This window comes from Agarivorans sp. 1_MG-2023 (assembly GCF_030548385.1).
In the GTDB taxonomy this organism is placed as follows: Bacteria; Pseudomonadota; Gammaproteobacteria; order Enterobacterales; family Celerinatantimonadaceae; genus Agarivorans.
This window is the reverse complement of the sequence record NZ_JAUOSJ010000004.1, coordinates 253,109-269,442: the sequence shown is the minus strand read 5'-3', so window position 1 is coordinate 269,442 and position 16,334 is coordinate 253,109. Positions and strand designations below refer to the sequence as shown.

General features: G+C 43.0%; 17 protein-coding genes. 5 read left to right on the top strand and 12 right to left on the bottom strand.

The genetic code is table 11. From position 1 onward, the window contains the following. Positions 1 to 134 precede the first annotated feature (134 nt). The 4 genes from Q4592_RS07595 to Q4592_RS07580 form a co-directional block, all read right to left on the bottom strand. The gene (locus tag Q4592_RS07595) at positions 135 to 683 is read right to left on the bottom strand and encodes a hypothetical protein (protein ID WP_303511685.1); all 549 of its coding nucleotides are present in this window, start codon (positions 681 to 683) and stop codon (positions 135 to 137) included. Next, on the bottom strand, positions 683 to 1,732 hold the full coding sequence (locus Q4592_RS07590; RefSeq protein WP_303511683.1) for an AAA family ATPase: 1,050 nt from the start codon (positions 1,730 to 1,732) through the stop codon (positions 683 to 685). Before Q4592_RS07590 ends, Q4592_RS07595 begins: the two co-directional genes overlap by 1 nt. 730 nt (positions 1,733 to 2,462) lie before the next feature. Further along, positions 2,463 to 3,026 carry a recombinase family protein gene (locus Q4592_RS07585; RefSeq protein ID WP_303511681.1) on the bottom strand — a complete coding sequence of 188 codons (564 nt, stop codon included), beginning with the start codon at positions 3,024 to 3,026 and terminating at the stop codon, positions 2,463 to 2,465. A 121-nt stretch (positions 3,027 to 3,147) separates the two neighbouring features. Then, positions 3,148 to 4,251: a hypothetical protein gene (locus tag Q4592_RS07580; RefSeq protein WP_303511680.1), complete on the bottom strand. Its 1,104-nt coding sequence runs from the start codon at positions 4,249 to 4,251 to the stop codon at positions 3,148 to 3,150. A gap of 114 nt (positions 4,252 to 4,365) precedes the next feature. Between Q4592_RS07580 and Q4592_RS07575 the strand changes: the two genes are divergently transcribed. Next, entirely contained in the window at positions 4,366 to 5,103 is a 738-nt protein-coding gene (locus Q4592_RS07575; protein ID WP_303511678.1) for a DNA/RNA non-specific endonuclease, read from the top strand. A 64-nt stretch (positions 5,104 to 5,167) separates the two neighbouring features. Here the strand turns inward: Q4592_RS07575 and Q4592_RS07570 are convergent, their stop codons facing one another. The 3 genes from Q4592_RS07570 to Q4592_RS07560 all read right to left on the bottom strand — a co-directional run bounded on the left by Q4592_RS07570 (position 5,168) and on the right by Q4592_RS07560 (position 6,803). Beyond that, positions 5,168 to 5,650 (bottom strand): hypothetical protein, encoded by a 483-nt coding sequence (locus Q4592_RS07570; RefSeq protein WP_303511676.1) that lies wholly within the window; start codon positions 5,648 to 5,650, stop codon positions 5,168 to 5,170. A gap of 246 nt (positions 5,651 to 5,896) precedes the next feature. After that, positions 5,897 to 6,397 carry a hypothetical protein gene (locus Q4592_RS07565; protein ID WP_303511674.1) on the bottom strand — a complete coding sequence of 167 codons (501 nt, stop codon included), beginning with the start codon at positions 6,395 to 6,397 and terminating at the stop codon, positions 5,897 to 5,899. Between the two features lie 250 nt (positions 6,398 to 6,647). Next, positions 6,648 to 6,803 (bottom strand): hypothetical protein, encoded by a 156-nt coding sequence (locus tag Q4592_RS07560; protein WP_303511873.1) that lies wholly within the window; start codon positions 6,801 to 6,803, stop codon positions 6,648 to 6,650. 218 nt (positions 6,804 to 7,021) lie between these two features. Between Q4592_RS07560 and Q4592_RS07555 the strand changes: the two genes are divergently transcribed. After that, the gene (locus Q4592_RS07555) at positions 7,022 to 7,732 is read left to right on the top strand and encodes an ABC transporter substrate-binding protein (RefSeq protein WP_303511867.1); all 711 of its coding nucleotides are present in this window, start codon (positions 7,022 to 7,024) and stop codon (positions 7,730 to 7,732) included. A gap of 145 nt (positions 7,733 to 7,877) precedes the next feature. Here Q4592_RS07555 and Q4592_RS07550 read toward each other — a convergent pair whose 3' ends face one another. Further along, the gene (locus tag Q4592_RS07550) at positions 7,878 to 8,294 is read right to left on the bottom strand and encodes a CBS domain-containing protein (protein ID WP_137673395.1); all 417 of its coding nucleotides are present in this window, start codon (positions 8,292 to 8,294) and stop codon (positions 7,878 to 7,880) included. Positions 8,295 to 8,448: 154 nt separating this feature from the next. Continuing rightward, positions 8,449 to 9,819 carry an aspartate aminotransferase family protein gene (locus Q4592_RS07545; RefSeq protein ID WP_303511673.1) on the bottom strand — a complete coding sequence of 457 codons (1,371 nt, stop codon included), beginning with the start codon at positions 9,817 to 9,819 and terminating at the stop codon, positions 8,449 to 8,451. 220 nt (positions 9,820 to 10,039) lie between these two features. Between Q4592_RS07545 and Q4592_RS07540 the strand changes: the two genes are divergently transcribed. Both Q4592_RS07540 and Q4592_RS07535 read left to right on the top strand, forming a co-directional pair. Further along, the gene (locus Q4592_RS07540; protein ID WP_303511671.1) at positions 10,040 to 10,777 is read left to right on the top strand and encodes a sulfite exporter TauE/SafE family protein; all 738 of its coding nucleotides are present in this window, start codon (positions 10,040 to 10,042) and stop codon (positions 10,775 to 10,777) included. Between the two features lie 355 nt (positions 10,778 to 11,132). Further along, a complete protein-coding gene (locus Q4592_RS07535) occupies positions 11,133 to 11,546 on the top strand; it encodes a hypothetical protein (RefSeq protein ID WP_303511669.1) in 414 nt (137 codons plus the stop codon). Positions 11,547 to 11,648: 102 nt separating this feature from the next. Here the strand turns inward: Q4592_RS07535 and Q4592_RS07530 are convergent, their stop codons facing one another. Genes Q4592_RS07530 through tauA form a run of 3 tightly spaced genes read right to left on the bottom strand, consistent with a single transcriptional unit; the run spans position 11,649 to position 14,493 of the window. Beyond that, the gene (locus Q4592_RS07530; RefSeq protein WP_303511667.1) at positions 11,649 to 12,602 is read right to left on the bottom strand and encodes an ABC transporter permease subunit; all 954 of its coding nucleotides are present in this window, start codon (positions 12,600 to 12,602) and stop codon (positions 11,649 to 11,651) included. Between the two features lie 10 nt (positions 12,603 to 12,612). Then, positions 12,613 to 13,452 carry a taurine ABC transporter ATP-binding protein gene (locus Q4592_RS07525; RefSeq protein ID WP_303511664.1) on the bottom strand — a complete coding sequence of 280 codons (840 nt, stop codon included), beginning with the start codon at positions 13,450 to 13,452 and terminating at the stop codon, positions 12,613 to 12,615. A 33-nt stretch (positions 13,453 to 13,485) separates the two neighbouring features. Then, a complete protein-coding gene (gene tauA / locus Q4592_RS07520; protein WP_303511662.1) occupies positions 13,486 to 14,493 on the bottom strand; it encodes a taurine ABC transporter substrate-binding protein in 1,008 nt (335 codons plus the stop codon). 161 nt (positions 14,494 to 14,654) lie between these two features. Here tauA and Q4592_RS07515 point away from each other — a divergent pair, with 161 nt between their 5' ends. Next, complete coding sequence (locus tag Q4592_RS07515) at positions 14,655 to 16,199, top strand: PLP-dependent aminotransferase family protein (RefSeq protein ID WP_303511660.1); 1,545 nt, start codon at positions 14,655 to 14,657, stop codon at positions 16,197 to 16,199. Positions 16,200 to 16,334: the final 135 nt, after the last annotated feature.

The window sequence follows — 16,334 nt, the reverse complement described above, 5'->3', positions numbered from 1 at the left end:
AATAGAAACACCCTGCCAGCATATAGGCTCGTAAGCCTTGGCACGTTTAAGTGTTGTGAATCAAAATTGGGTCTCTGTAGAACCAGAAAACCAGAAGGAAAAAACCGAGCTATGTAATAACTGGTTATTCGGTTTTAGCTGGGTAGTTGTTGCAAGTAACCTTCAAACTCGCTAGAGAAATCACTAACGGTCATAAACTCAACCCCAGCCGACTGACCTTTGCAGACCCTTTGTACATAGGAACGATCATTTAGATGGTGGTTAAGCTTTGGGTCAACTACGACAACCCGAACCCTAACAGGCTCGCAATCATCTAATTGCGCATAACTTAAAGCTGTTCCATCGTAGTAAGCCTTCATACCAATAAACTTATAAAGGCTATGATTCCAACCTAAATGGCTTTCTGCATAAGCTCTGCGCTTTGCTGGTGGGATTTGACCGAAGGTGTTATTTAAGTAATCCGCTTTCTTCTTTTCAGCAGCTACTTTGCCTTTAACCTTGCCATCAGTACTAAGTTTCACCCCATTCTTGTATTCAACAAAAACGAGTTCGTCTACACCTTCATAACCAAGCAAAATAGCGTCAGGTATAACTCTAATATCGTTGCCTTTGTGGTCTTGGCATTTCAGCAAAATATCGTGTTTCTCTAGCCCTACAGTGTTTAAGAATTCTTGTTCTGTCATTAAAAAGGACTCCTATCATCAGCGTCATAGGCCTCGACTCTAGGTAAGCAAGGTGAGTTTATCCAAGCCCGCATATCAGCAAACCCTGTGATTCTTAAGTCGTCTTCCCAATACAGCCACCAGTACTTAGAGTGCTCCCAAAGATTTGAAAAGGTACGATTATCACCAACTTGGCAACCTAAAACCCTGTTTACAGCGTCAACTTTATCCCTCGCCTGGGCGTTAGCGTCCAAAGAGCCAAGGCTACGAATCAGCTGTTCTAGCTGCTCCACCTTTAAGCCGTGGGTATCACGCTGCTCTAAGCCTTCATCGCCAACACTAAAAGAAAGCTCATTTATCCAGTCTCCCCACCCCCTGCCATCACGACCTGATTTAGAGCCAACACTAAGCCGCCAATACTGTTTACCTGTGCCTATATCAGTGCCATTCTTTTCAATACAGCAAGTTCTATCAAACACAGTAATTGCATTACTTGAACCTGAATACTCACCGCCTTTGTTGGTGTGGTGGATCACAATCACAGCGCAACCCAAAGCCCTTAATCGAACAACTAAATCGTTAACAGAAGTCCAACTTTGAGCGTGGTTTTCATCAGCCATACCAAATAGCGTTCTAACATTATCAATCACTACGAAGTCATATCCACCCGCGCTAACATTGAGTAGAAGCGCTTCTCTGTCTTCAGTGCCACTTAAATCAAAAGCCCTGCTAAGGTTGGGCACACTAAGGTAATCTACATTAGGGTGCTGCCCCAAGCTATCCACACGAGCAGCTACGGTGTTTGTACTCATTTCACCATCCACGTATAGCACCTTCTTTCCTGAGCTACACCGCTGACCCAAGAAGCTTTCACTGCCACCAGCAATAGCAACGCTAAGAGAGTAAGCAAATAACGATTTACCGCTACCAGCTGCTCCATAAAAAAGCATTGTCTCGCCTTCGGATATAAACCCATCCCAAATGGCATTCATTTCAGTGCGATTATCCACAAACCAATTCATCGGCTTGATACCTAAATCGCTAGGTCGTCTTATCTCTCGTTCCATCATATTTCTTATCACCTCTTTTAGTTATGGTGTTGTTATTTACTAGGTCATTAACGATTAAGTCGTTAACGTATTTGGTCGGGCTTCTGCCCTTTAGTGTTTCAGCGCTAAGCTGAGGAACTAACCAGTCCCTTATTGGTATCTTCATTTACGAATATCCTTATTTTGATTATTAACAGGCACACGAAAACGCATTAACCAATGAATAGTTAACGCTCTTGTTTTCTTTCAGTGTGCTCTTGATTGATAGTAGGCTAGATGTGAATACAACTATCCCACAGAGTGAATCGGCAGACCCCTTTGGTATGGGGTATACCTATATAAGAACAGTTGAGACGAGGATTTGTGACATATATTTTCTACCTAGAAGCCAATAAAAAAAGCTGAACTACAACACGATGTGCAGCCACAGCTCTCAACAGTAGATAGATAGATAAAGAAAAGTATTAGCGTTGCTTCGACACTGCCTCAAGAAACAGTTAACTAGCGAATGAACCTAAGTGGTTCCCCTAGCAGGCTTAGTTCCTCTATTCGAAACACCTTTAGTTCGTATTCACTCACTTCGTGGTTTCTCCTAGCATCACAAGTTCTACTAGTAGAATACAAATGAGTGCCGTTTCTGTTACATCCTTTTTTCTAATATCTATATATTACGGAAACAAACTAAAAGTGTGACCAACATACTGAAGCCATTTCTATAAGACTCCCAAACTTAGGATCCGTGACACTCGAATTAATCTTTATTCCAGTGACGTTTAACAGTAGCAATACTAAGCTTTAATTCTTTAGTTACCTGATTTTGACTCAAACCTTTTGCCTTTGCAGCCAACACCTTAGCAGTAGTATCTAGTGCTGGTGGCCTGCCGCCAATACTACGCCCTTCGGCTTTGGCCTTGGCTCGACCTTCAGCAGTACGCTCTCTAATACGGTCTCGCTCAAACTCAGATACAGCAGCCATGATCTTAACTTGCAGCGAACCAGCAGGGCTAGTTAGGTCAACTTCACCAATATCGAGACAAACAACACCAATATCTCGTTCTTTAAGCATTTCCAGCGTATTGCACACATCAAGCATATTGCGACCAAGCCTGTCTAACTTGGTTACGTAAAGTTTGTCGCCACCCTCAATTCTCAAAAGCAACTCTTTAAACTGAAGTCGGTTTTTAGTTGATACAGAGCCAGACACGTTTTCGGAAAACAAACGCTTTTCTTCCACACCTTGCTCAATAAGCTTACTTCTTTGAACTTCAGTGTCTTGCTCTAAAGAACTAACACGAGCATACCCAAACTTACGCATAACAACCTCAACCAACGGTATCAACAACTGGTATCATTATGCAGCAAGGTATCAAAAACGTCAATGCGCATGTTTACGATACCAATAAACTGAAGAATTTAAGCGAATTTGCTGGTATCACTTACTTATAAGTTTTTGGTTCTAACATCCGATCTTCATAATACTTTCTATTTACAAAAGGGCTAGATAACAGCCGCTCATGAATGTTTTCGAATTCTATTGCACTATTATCGAGTTCACCAATTAACTTTGATACATCATCGAACACGACCTTATTTTCAATTTTCAATTCATTTAATACATCATAGAACCTAGTCACTGTACCTTGCAGAGCCTTTGGGTTGATACGTTCAAGAACCAAATCTAAAATCTCATGTCCTTCGTTTTGCAAAAAAGCCACCTCCGCCCTATGAGCCTGCAAGGATTTGTCGCTTTCACGCGCCGTCTTGTTTAGCTCAGTTTCTAGCTTAAGGGTTTTTTCTAATTCAAGCTTGAGCTCTCCTTCTAATTGACCAGAAGTCATTTTCAAATGTTCAAGTTCAAGATTTGCTTTTTGGCTTATTAGCTTTTCTTTTTCAATCTGTTTTTGATATTGGTTAGCAGCCTCGTTATATTGCTTTTGGGCTATTTCAGCGGCCTCTCGATCCGAATCAATTATCTTCCGTTGCTCAGACAACTTATCATCAAGCTTAGTAATAGATTCTTCAGCGTTATGGTAGTTGGTGTTTGCAGACTCAAGTTGTTCGGATAGTGATGTATTCTGCTTTTGCAGGTTTTCTCTTTCTCTTTCCCAACCAACTAACTGCTTATCAAATTTAGCTTTCTCAATAGCTAACTCTTGGTCTCGAACTCTCACATGATATTGACCATCGTTGTATGCTTGCGCCTTAAATTCTTCCGCCCTAGCTTCATGTACTGCTTTGCTGTCGGCAGATTGTAAAACCTTCCTTTTTCTCATAGCTACGCTGTTAACTCGGTCAACGCCGTATTGAATCCAAGGAATTACAAACACATAAAATAGAGTCAATAACAAAGGCCAAGCCAAAGAATTCAGCCAATTGGTTTCTCTAGAAGCTATTTCCAAATACTTCCAGTTAGCAGGAGCAAATAACAGAGTTAAAACAAACCCATTATTCATGATCACCCACGAAATGAAGAAAGCACCAATAACGGGGGTTGTAAGCCTGTTCTTAAGAGCATCCCCGAGAGAATTTAACCAATCCATTTTCAATCCCATACCTGAAATAGATATTTAGTTTATCAATTGTATTTGTACTTTTATATTCACAACCTAAACTAATTGATAGCTATGTTAGCCAGCTCTTAAAAGGATTTAGGAATGAAAGCACTAGTAGCCTTATCTTTAATACTCTCAGCGTCAATACAAGCCTCTGAAATACGCACTCCCAACTGTCCGATAGGATGCCCTAGCCTTGAAATAGAAGGCAATGTGGTGGTGTTTGAGCGCTTATACGCCCTGTCTCAAAACAAGAAAACCCTGTTCGCTGATTGGGTAGCTTATGAAGTAGATGTGCTTAACTTTGGCCCCACCACTAACCGCACTTGGAAGAATAATCCAATGCTTGATGATGATGAGCGACTAGAAAAAGACGATTACACAGGAGCTTCGGATAAGCTGTTAGTTGACCGTGGACACCAAGCACCACTAGCAAGCTTTGTAGGCAGCCGATACTGGCCAACACTCAACTACCTATCCAACATAACACCACAATCTAAAGGCCTAAACCAAGGCCCGTGGAAGAATCTAGAAGAAGCAGTACGAGATGCCGTTGGCTTCCGTGATAACCTGTTTGTAATCACTGGTACGCTGTATCAAGCAGAGATGGAAGCATTGCCCAAAGCGGATGAACCCCACGCAATACCATCTGACTATTACAAAATAATCTATGACGACAAAGGCAACTCTGCTTCGTTTCTAATGAGCCAAGCATTACCCCGTGAAACCGACTACTGCACCACCAAGAAACCGATAGCGGAAATACGCACAATAGTGCCTTACTCGTTACCCAGTGGACTAACCGATAACAGTGAAATCTTGCAACGATTAGGCTGCTAAAAAGACAAAAAGTCAGCCAGATTAGCCACTAGAAGTTATGCTTGAGGTGATACAAGGTGTGATTCTACGTGGCAATTCTAAGCATTGGTAAAGGTATACCGAGCTTTTGAGCTAAATAACCAGTAGCTAATACAATAGCGGCAATACCAATACCTGTAGCCATTCTTAAGACAAAGAAGCGAAACTTAGCTTGTCTGTCCGCTTTAGCTTCTTGTTTCAGCAAGTCTAAAAGCTGCTTATTTTGGTTGTAAAGTTGACCGTAGCTGTTATTGATATGGGGCCTAGCATTCCTGTTATCAGCTAGTTCTAACAGCGGCCTGCCACCATTCTTGTTAATCAAATACTCTGTATATGATGTCAAATTACTTTCTTCACTAGCTACTTTCCTGACATTAAAGCAGTGATGAACAACGCCCCTAACAATCGAATCCTCGTAAGTTCTCAGAGTCGAATCCAACCCCTTAGGCGCAACTGCACTAGCCCCAACAGATCTATCTGTTACAGCCTTAAGCTTTTCGGCAACTCGTTTAGAAAAACTACCATCCATTCTAAAATCCACTCCTCATACGTGTACCCCTTGAAGCGAAACTGGGCACAATTAACTAACTAGTCACTAAAGTATTTTCTTAGACCAAAACAATCAATCTTTCTTGTTCGTAGATTTGAGCAGTGCCTTTTAAAAAGTCAGGAAAGACAAAAAGTCAGCCTGAATAACCACTCAGTAAGTAATTCTTAAGAGGTTGTTCTCTTGGGGTAATTAGGAGGGTTGTGGGCATCCTTTGCCCTTAAACAATTAGAGCGCATCACCACCAAAATTATTCCAAGAATCATTAAACCCTTTAGCTGTTATAGATACAGGAACAGACCAAATGTTTATAGTTACTGAGTTACGTTGTCTAAACTGCTTTAGTACAAACTCAACACCAGCATCACTAATTGGCGTCAAAGATATGTATGACCCTTCACCATTAGGTAGCTCAATGCAGTCCTTCGAGAACTGAACGTTTGTACCGTTGATATTTAGTACAGTACGATCATCATCCTCTGATTTTTCACATAGAAATTTAACAACTTTTTCTTCTGGTTTAACCAAGGCTTGCTCGATATAAAGGCGCTGCTTACCGTCTTTACCACTCCCAACGTTTGCACTTACAACAAGCAGCTCATCACCTTTAGCTAGTCCGGCAGAAGCTGAGTTATCCTCCCATTGATCAGAACCAAATACATACTCCCAGTCACTGGCAAAAGCAGCTGTAGATACTAAAAGCATCGCACTTAAGATTAGTTTTTTCATAACCCACCTTATTTCATTTAAATTGATTTCAGCGGGATATTATCAATAACAGGAAAAAGCTTTATATGTGTCAGGTCAATATTTGTATGACTAATAACCAATTCCCCCTTTTGGTCTTGAAGCGTAAAGGCATTTCGCGAACACCCCGACAACACAATTCAGAACCGTTCTACCTTTTTCTATTAAATAAAGACATTAGGAACACACAGCAACACGTTAAATTTCAGATTCTAACGGGGTAACCAAAGCATTAGGTATACAAAAGGCTTTTATTGCCAACTATTGAAAAAGCGGGGAGGCCATTGGCCAAATGAACTTCTACGGTAACGTTTAAGGCTTCCATGCCTACTAAAGTACATGTTTTAACAATCGCTAAACCCATAATTTCCCCAACAATTAATAACACCTTTGATACTAGTCGTATTTTAATAAAAGTGTCATTAATGGCCTCTCGCTAACCTAGCAGCTTTTCTAGTGAGTATGGCCCTCTTGAGTGTGCTCGTTTTTGCTTCAGCAACTGCTATATTTTAATTTATGATATGGATCCGCAGCGCCTTCACCGTTTGTCTATTGCTTATGAGTAGCTCTCTTTGCTTAGCGAAGGATAATGTCATTTTGATAGGTGTGGCTGACTTCCCGCCTTACAGCATTGTAGAGGGCGACAAGTTTTCTGGTGCCGAAGTGGATATAGTGCGAGAGAGCCTCACTATTGCCGGTTATCAGGTAGAGTTTACTAGCTATCCCTACGGACGCCTGCCGATATCCTTTCGCCAAAAGCAAATTGATGGTGCCATTGTTACCTTAAAAAACTTTAAAGATATTGAGGTTTTTTATTCCGATATCGTGCTGCCCGAATATCAAACCGTCGCAATACACTTAAACAAAACAGATCTCGATATTTCGACAATTAATGATTTGCAAGATAAGTCCATATTGGCGCATCAACGAGCCAGCCTATTTTATGGCGATGACTATCAGCGCATAGCGCTATCAAACAAGGAGAAATCTCTATACCAAGAAACCTCAAAACAACAATCTCAAATCTTAATGCTGTTTAAAGAGCGTGTAGATGTGATTGTTTTAGCTCATGAAATCTTCAACTATTTTAAAGCGAGAACGGAATATAAGAACACCGATACCGAGTACGTGGTATCAAAAATATTTGGTGAAAAGTTTGGTTTTTATAACGTGTTTTGGGATCGCGAAGTACGCGATGGCTTCAATAGAGGGCTTTATATCATTAAAGAAAATGGCACCTATGATCGGATTGTCAGCCAATACCTTGAAAGCCAAGAACCCAATCCTCATCAAGAACGCTTCAGAGATCTCGAGTAAGTTGATATTGAGCGTTTAAGAGAATCAATACTTTCCGCTTCTTAGAATCTGCCTAAAAAGCTTTAGATAAAAGCCAACTTAAAGCTCTCAAAAAGAAGAGGCACTTATCAACGTTCTCAGTTGAATAAAGCGCCATTAATCGCTTCTACTGTTTTACGCTAAAACATTGCTGCTGTTGTTTATGTAGCGCCGCTAATACTGCCTTGCGCTCAATTAAACCCAGTAGTTTGCCATTCTCAACCACCGGATAGCTCTTCGGTTTGTTATCGGTCATGCTTTTGGCCAAATCAAGAATGTTCTCGTCGGGGCCAACACTTAATACCTCTGTGCGCATGATGTCTTTCACTAAGGCACTTTGGTCACAGTAATAACCGGCTTGCAGCATTTGGGTTACGCAGTCTAACTCTGATAACCAACCGATTAAGGCACCCTTGGCATCAACCACTGGCGCACCAAGTTGCTGGGATTTTGTTAGGGCGTCACTGGCTTGGTTAATGCTTTGCTCTTGAGTAAAGCTAAGTAACTGAGTACGCATATAGTGTCGAACATTAAGCTGTTGCATAAGACCTCCTTCAAGGGCCTTTAAGATTACAACTTAACGGTATTACAAACCAAGACAGATAAGAAATGGCTTATAACTATTAGATTGATAGGTAAGGATTTAAAGCGCTAAAAGCAGCGACTAGCGCTGCTTTTTATACTCAGTAGCCAAGTACCTACTCTGAACTCAGTTGTAGTAATACCTCATCTAAGGTGCTGACTATAAAATCAGCCTCAGCCTTACTTAAGGTTAACACTGGGCATAAACATAAGGTGTTGTTTAAATTAGCAAACGAACGATTTGTGCGACCAATAATCAAACCTTTTGCCATGCACATGCCCGCTACTTTTACCGCAACACTTTCATCAACGGGAGTCTTAGAATCTCGATCACTCACTAGCTCTATGCCAAGTAACAAGCCTTTGCCACGAACATCGCCAATAATAGGATGTTTACTCTGTAAGGTTTGTAGGCCTGATAACAAATAATCACCCATCATTTTGCTGTTATGCACTAACTCTTCTTGCTCTAAAATACGCAAGTTTTCTAACGCTGCTGCTGGCCCAGCAGTGCAGCCCGCGAAGGTGCTAATGTCTCTGAAATAAGCTTCTCGGTCACTGCTATCAGCCATAAACTCATTAAATACGGCTTCAGTTGTTACGGTGCAAGAAATGGCGGCATAACTCGAGGCCACACCTTTGGCCAAAGTAACGATGTCGGGGGTTATTCCATAATGCTGATAACCAAACCACTCACCGGTTCGGCCTAAACCACACACTACTTCGTCAATATGCAGTAGTACTTGGTACTTTTTACAAATGTCCATAATCGCTGGCCAATAGCCCTCTGGCGGCGTGATAACTCCGCCACCAGCAGTGATTGGTTCTAAAATTACTGCGCCCACGGTATCGGGACCTTCCTGCAAGATGACTTTTTCTAGCTCCTTGGCAGCTAAAACACCGTATTCCTCGGTGTCGCCAAATTGGCTACGATACTCACAGCAATGGGGGAACTCAACAAAGCCCGGCGCAAAGGGGCCGTATTGCTTACGGCGCTCCTCTTGGCCTGTGGCACTTAAAGCCGCAATGGTTGAGCCATGGTAATCACGCTCGCGGTACAAAATTTTATGTTTTTTGCCGCCGTATTTTAGGTGAGCAATTTGACGAACTATTTTGAAAGCTTTTTCGTTGGCCTCAGAGCCAGAACTGGCGTAATACACGCGGCTCATACCGGGCATTTTCTCTAGTAGCTTTTCGGCAAATTCGGCGCCAGGAACAGTACCCGCAGTACTGGCAAAAAAGTTAAGTTGAGACAGCTGCTTGCTCACCGCGTCAGCAATAGAAGTACGGCCATAACCAACGTTTACACACCAAACTCCGCCCGATGACGCATCTAGGTAGCTATTACCTTTAGCGTCCCATACCCGCGAACCCTCGCCTTTCACCATTACCATTGGATCTTGATTTTTTAATACACTGTGTTGATTGAGATGATGCCAAACGTGTTTACGATCCTGCTCTATTACCGCTGCATTTTCTACCGACATGTCACTACTCCCTTAAGCAAATTCGACCTTTCTAAGCATGCTTACGACATTAACTCAGGGCTAAATACTCACTTAGGACCAGCAAATCAAATCCATGGAGCCAGATGTATAAGGCTCACCATCTAAACAAAGTGGTTCCACAATTGCTGTTAACTGGCTCTATAAGCCCACTTGGTCGGCTGCCATATTGGGTAGTAGCGTTAAAGAAAGAGATAGTTAAATGGCTGAAAATATTGGAATAATGATACCGGTTGTCATGCTTGCGGCACTTGTAAGGGGGTTTAGCGGATTTGGCTTTGCCGCTATAGCGGTGATTGGTATGAATTTGATTTTTAGCCCTCAGCAAAGTGTACCAGTGATCTTAAGTTTGGATTTGCTGTGTAGCATTAACCTTTGGCGGCAAGCCCGCCAACAGGCCAATTACACCATATTAAAAAAACTGATCATTGGATCATTTCTTGGCATTCCTTTAGGTTTAGCTTTGCTTATATTGCTGCCTGCAGAAACGCTTAAGCTGGCAATATGTTTGTTCATTCTTTTGTTTTCTTTATTTCTCGCCTGCAATATTCGCCTGCCTTATATGAATAAAGCCCTCGCACCAGGCCTATTTGGTTTTCTATCTGGCGCTGGCACTGCCAGCGCGTCTGTAGGAGGGCCAATGGTTGTGTGTTATATGCTATCTAGCCCGCTCAACCCGCAGCAGCAACGCGCCACCATGATTCTATTTTTTATCGTGAGTGAATTGCTCGCGGTGACTGGTTTGTTGGCTACCGGCGTGTTTAGCTGGCAATCTTTAAGTCACATCGCCATCTTGCTCATCCCCACCATGGTAGCAGTAAGACTAGGCCAAGCCCTGTTCAACCGCTGGCCACCTCGCTCATTCAAACATATAGCCTTACCGGTGATGGTGTGTGTCTCTTTAGTTGGTATACAAGCGGCAGTTAGAGCAATAAGCTAAACAAGCTCTGTAAACAAACCTCTGCTTATTAGGCCTGCACTTATCGAAAGCTGGTTTCATTGTTAATAGTAGACTTCATGCTTAGTAGTACCTCACTAGTGACTTTAGTGTCAATATAAGACTGAATAGCTTAAACTATTTATACTCTAAGCCATCAATATTGCAGATTAAACCGTTGATAAAACTAAAGTCTCTCCTTAATAAACGCCTAAAGCTTTATAAGCTGCGTAAATTCCAATATATAAAATTATTTAGCGTATCAAATGTACCGTTCTTCATGCATTGGGGCTTAAGTCTTACGCTATTTCTAGTTTTAGTTATAGGTATAACTGAGCCCTCTTTGATTATGGTGGCAATGTCATTTTGGGCAATAATCTTGATTCACGAACTCGGTCACATGTACCTAGCCCACAAGTTAGGGTTAAAGGTCATATCAATACACTTACATTTAATTCACGGGGAATGCCATCACGAGAGTTCTGAGTATAACTACGAAAACTACATCGTCGCTTGGGGAGGGTTTCTAGCTCAAGCAGTAGTATTTGTTCCTGCCATTACAGTTTTTACCTTATGGGGGGCCCACTTTCATTGGCTCATTAACATTCCACTAATCTTCTTAGGTTACTTGAGCGCGATGATCGGCGTATTAAGTTTAGCGCCCTATGAGGGTTATGACGGTGAGCACTGCTGGAAAGCCATTCCTTTGTATTTAAAATACACAAGAACAAAAAAGCCGAAGAAAAAAGCCGCATTTAAAATTGTTAAGTAATCGCTTGCCCATCAGCTTTATTCACTGAAATAAATCTTATTCGCGCACAAAAAAGCCCGGTTTAACCGGGCAAAACATGCAAAGGTAGAACGCTATTTACGTTTAATTAAAACCCTTCCAAGGAATTAGTTTTCCTTCTAAGTAGCGCATAAATAAATCAAAACAGTAAGCAATTATGCCTATCACTACGATGCCAGCTATTACCACATCAGTCACCAGAAACTCCGACGCATTAAGCACCATAAAGCCAATGCCTCGCTCAGCGGCCACCATTTCAGCCGCTACTAAGGTAGTCCAGCCAAATCCAATAGCTATACGCATACCGGTCATAATGTCGGGCATGGCTCCTTTGGCGATGACCTGAGTCACCACTTGCCATCGGCTAGCGCCCATTGAGTAGGCCACTTGAATTTGCTCGATACGCACCGAGCTAACCCCAGAGCGCGCACTAAGTACAATAGGCGCTAACATTGCTAGGAAGATAAGGGTTACTTTGCTTTCCTCATCAATGCCCAGCCAAATAATCACTAGAGGGAGGTATGCTAAAGGGGGTAAAGGGCGATAAAACTCGATTAGAGGATCAAAAATACCACGCATCACTCGGCTGCAACCAATTGCAATTCCCAGCGGAATACCAATCAACGAAGCCAAAACAAAGGCACTAAAGATACGGCCTAAGCTGGCACTCAAATGTTGAAATAACGTCGCTCCAGCGAAGCCGTCAATCAGTATGTCCCACATTCGCGCCATCACATCAAATGGCGAAGGTAAAAACATCGGCTTAATCAAGCCCGCCTCAGTCACTAGCGCCCATAAGCCAAGAAAGAACAAGCTTGAACAAACGGCTATCAGTCTGCTATCACCTGCCCCCGGGGTACCAAAGTATTCTCCACTGGCAGGTTCATTGCTGCCGACTAGCTTTTGGGTAGTTTGCAGTATTTTCTCAGCCAAAGGGGTGAGCTCTTTTTTATGAGCGGGTACCGCTATGGCTGCAGCGTCGGCGGGTTTAGTTAAAGGCTGACTCAGTGAATCGACGGTGAGAGTATTGGTGGTCATAAACTTTTCCTTAGGCTGCAGCAGCTTCGTCGCCATGAATAATCGCCAATACTCGTTCTCGCATGGCGATAAAGGCGTCACTAGATTTTACTTTTCGAGCATCTCGGCACGCTAAAAACTGCTGGCTAAAATCAATCTTGAATTCGTGAGTAATTCGCCCAGGCCTCGGCGACATAACAATTAGCCGTGTAGCAAGCAACAAGGCTTCGTCAACACTATGAGTGATGAAGAACATCATTTTGTTAGTTTCTCGCCATACATCTAGCAACAGCTCTTGTAACGATTCACGTGTTAAAGCGTCCAACGCACCAAGCGGCTCATCTAACAGCAACATTTCAGGATTGTTGGTTAACGCGCGTGCTATACCCACTCGTTGCTGCATGCCTCCAGAGAGTTGATACACTTTATGCTGATGAAAATCCTCTAGACCCACCAGTTTTAAATATGTTGCGGCGCGCTCACGCCGCTGCTGCTTGTTGACACCTTGTAGCTTTAAGCCAAATTCAGTGTTTTCAATTACGTTCAACCAAGGCAGTAAGGCGTGTTTTTGAAAAACCACGCCGCGGTCAGCACCTGGTCCCGCTATTTCGTCACCAATATCTAAGCCACAAGCTACCCGCGGGTAACCCTCGATAGGGCTGTTTCCTAAGGTAAGATAACCTTTAGTAGGGCTAATAAAACCAGCGATTAGATTAAGCAAAGTGGTTTTACCGCAACCGGAGGCACCCAGTGCAACTACAAAGTCACCCTGTTCGATGTTTAGGTTTACCTCCGACAAGGCAGTGACAGGATCACCACCTTGTGCTGCAGGATAGACCACCGATACATCATGAATTTCGAGAGTATTCATATTTAAGTCTCCTGATTGACTCGGTTGGGCTAGTTACAGCTCTGCTGCTGCCGCTGCAAATGCCGGGTTAACAAATTGGCTGTAGTCAGGCATTAAATCATTAATTTTCTTCTGTTCTTTCAAAAATTCTGAAGTTGATTTTAATGACTTACTGGCGCCACCTTCGGCCCCACAACCTAACCAGCTACAAGACAACTGAGTGCTAACGTCTGGAAACTCATAAAGGTCGAGTACTTCAGCTACGGTGTTTACGTCACCGCCGCTCACTTTAGCAATCGACATAGCAATAGGGTTTGAAGCGTCAAAGGTGGTTTTCGTGCTGCGGTAGTCTTCATCTAAATCGATCACTATTTTAAGCATTTTGGTGACAAACTCAGGGTTTGCAGCAGCAAACTCTTTATTAGCGACTAAACCATCAAAAGTAGGTTTTCCCCATGCGCTAAGCGTGGCCGAGGTGATTAAGACCTTGCCACTTTGCTTTATTTTGCCAAGGGCTGGATCCCAGATAAAAGCACCATCAATATCGCCGCGCTGCCACGCTGCTGCTATCGAGTTAGGCTGCATATTAATTAGTCGTATATCTTTCTCGCTTAATCCAAATTGCTCAAGCGCGAACAAAGCATGAAAGTGAGTAGTAGAAACAAATGGCACCGCAATGCGTTTACCTTTTAAATCGGCCGGCGAGCTAATCCCTGAGCCATCTCGTACCACTAAAGCTTCAGCATCGGCAATATTTTCAAGAATCCACACCAATTCAATATCTACGCCACGGCTTACTGCACTGGCAATCGGACTAGAGCCAGCAGAAGCTAAATCTAAAGCACCCGATGCCATCGCCGTCATCGCTTTTGCGCCAGAATCAAAGCGGCGCCATTTAATGGTATAGCCAGTTTCTTTTTCTACTAGTTTTTCATTAATGGCATGTTTCCACGGATTAAACATTCCTTGATATCCAATGGTCACTTCTTTAGCGGTAGCCGCCGCTGAAAGCATTACACCCGCCAAAGCGGCAATGGTTGTTTTAACGATTAGTTGTTTCATGACTTACTCCTTGTTGAACCCGACACCAAGCGTGTTGTTTTAAGTTACTGCCTGCGAAAAACCAGCTATAGGGCCAATTTTTTTGAATTGCTGGTCCAGTCAAAGCCAACAAACAAAACGCCAGATTGGCTAACAAATTGCTATTTCCAATAAGGCGTATCGTGAGATATGCAAAATCTTCACCTACTTTTAATGGGGATATGGGCATGAACGACTGCATGATGAACATTGAACTGAGACCCGGTAGAGGTCTACAGCAGCAAATTAGAGAAAAACTGGTTGAGTTAATTCAGCACGACTACTTCGGCACTAGGCCGCTGCCCTCCAGCCGCAAGATGGCGCAACGATTAAAAGTATCGCGTAATACCGTGGTGTTGGTTTATGAAAGCATGGTGGATGAAGGTTATCTTGTGGCGCGCGAACGTAGTGGCTTTTTTGTTAACCCTGAGTTAGACCAAGAACCGACTCTCAAATTGGTGCAATCTCGCCCACAATTGGACCAAAATCGACCAAATTGGCAAAAACGCTTAGCCAGTGCTCCCGCTTCTTTTAGTACTCTCAACAAAGATAAAAACTGGATTAGTTACCCCTACCCTTTTATTTATGGACAAATAGAGCCTTCGCATTTCCCTATCTATCAATGGCGAGAGTGTTCGCGAATAGCGCAAAACCGCAATTGTGTACATAAATGGATAGAAGATTATGTGGATGTAGATGACCTTGAGCTGGTCACCCAAATTCGCCAGCAGATTTTATCGAAACGCGGTATTACTGCCAGTAATGAAGAAATACTGATCACTATGGGCACCCAAAATTCATTGTTCATGCTTGCATCCTTATTAGCGGGCGATGGTGTTGATGTAGGTGTAGAGAATCCCGGTTACGCTGATTTTCGCCATATATTTAATCAATGTGGCTCCAAGCCCATTCCCTTGGCCCTTGATCATCATGGCTTGCAACTAGGTCAACAGCTCAGTCAGTGTGATTACGTTTGTGTTACACCTAGTCATCAATACCCTACAACAGTCACCATGCCTATTGAACGACGTAAGGCTTTATTAGCTCAAGCCGCCCAAGATGATTTTGTGTTAATTGAAGATGACTACGAAAGTGAAGTTAACTTTATTGAACAACCCTTACCCGCGCTTAAAAGCATCGACCAAGATGGACGAGTGATTTATATCGGCAGTTTATCTAAGTCGCTATCGCCAGGATTACGAATTGGCTATTTAGTCGCTAACAAATCACTAGTAAAAGAACTGCGCGCCCTGCGCAGGCTGGTTTATCGCCACCCACCCGCTAATAACCAACGCACTGCAGCCTTGTTCATTGGCCAAGGCTATTACGACAGCCATGTGCGCCGCATGCGTCATGTGTACGAGCAAAAATGGCTGCTAATGCAACAAGGATTACAACAGCATTTACCGCAATGCGAGGTACATGCTACGCCTGGTAGCTTTTGTTTTTGGATAGCGTTGCCACCGCATATTTGCAGCAGCGAACTAGTAATAGCAGCGGCCAAACAAGGTATTTTGGTTGAATCCGGCGATAGCTTATTTGCCCAAGAACGCGCCCCTAAAAACTATATTCGTGTTGGCTTCTCGGCAATATCCGAAGACAGAATCAGTGCAGGGCTAACCTTGCTAGGTAGTTTGGTGGCCCAAATCGCCAATACAACTTGTACCCAAGCAGCTCACAGTTACTAACTCCTCTTTTCTATGAAGTACCAATGGCTATTTTTTATCGCCATTGGCACTTCATGCCTGCGTTTTAATCAGTCCTAAAAGGGACTGTTAATTGGTCCCCTCGGTTCATATTTCTGGCACTACTCGCCACTGCTT